This is a genomic window from Pseudoroseomonas cervicalis ATCC 49957 (genome assembly GCF_000164635.1).
In the GTDB taxonomy this organism is placed as follows: domain Bacteria; phylum Pseudomonadota; class Alphaproteobacteria; order Acetobacterales; family Acetobacteraceae; genus Pseudoroseomonas; species Pseudoroseomonas cervicalis.
The window spans coordinates 1-511 of the sequence record NZ_GG771267.1; the positions used below are offsets into that span (position 1 = coordinate 1).

Consider the following 511-nt stretch of genomic DNA (forward strand, 5'->3'; position numbering starts at 1 on the left):
CTGCCGGGCCTTGACCTCGCCGCCGCCACCCGCGCCATCGCCGCCCTGGGCGAGGCGCTGGAGCGCCCCGGCCTGCGGCCCGAGGCGCTGCGCCTGACCGGCCTGACCCAGGCGCTGAACCAGGGCCGGCATCTGGACGAGGCGCTGCTGCTGGCCGGCGCCCGCGCCGACCCGGTTGCCTGACCCGCGCCGCCACGCCGCGTTTTGCGAAAATGTTTGCATGGGCTGTGCGAAAAACCTAGAAAGGGCACGCAGCGGCACCCCGCCGCCCGGCCCAGCACGACCGTCCCCGGCCGGGGCCATCCTAGAACGGGATTCGTCATGAGCATTTTTGGCAAGCCCAGCGGCGGGGAGCCGCGAATCACCTTCGAGCGCATCGACCTCTCGGCCGCCAGCCATGACCTGGCCGAGGAGGCCGCGACCTTCGGCGATTTCGCCGCCCCCCCCGCGACGCCCCGCGCCGTGGCCGAGCGCGGGCCGGAGCGCCTGGAGCCGCGCATCAGCCGCCCCG

At 74.8% G+C, this 511-nt stretch carries 2 protein-coding genes; both read left to right on the forward strand.

The features are described 5' to 3' along the window. Positions 1 to 183 (forward strand): hypothetical protein (locus HMPREF0731_RS22925; RefSeq protein WP_007006671.1); only part of this gene is annotated, 183 nt, incomplete at its 5' end. Positions 184 to 321: 138 nt separating this feature from the next. Continuing rightward, the coding region (locus tag HMPREF0731_RS22930; protein WP_007006672.1) for a hypothetical protein at positions 322 to 511 on the forward strand (190 nt) is incomplete at its 3' end.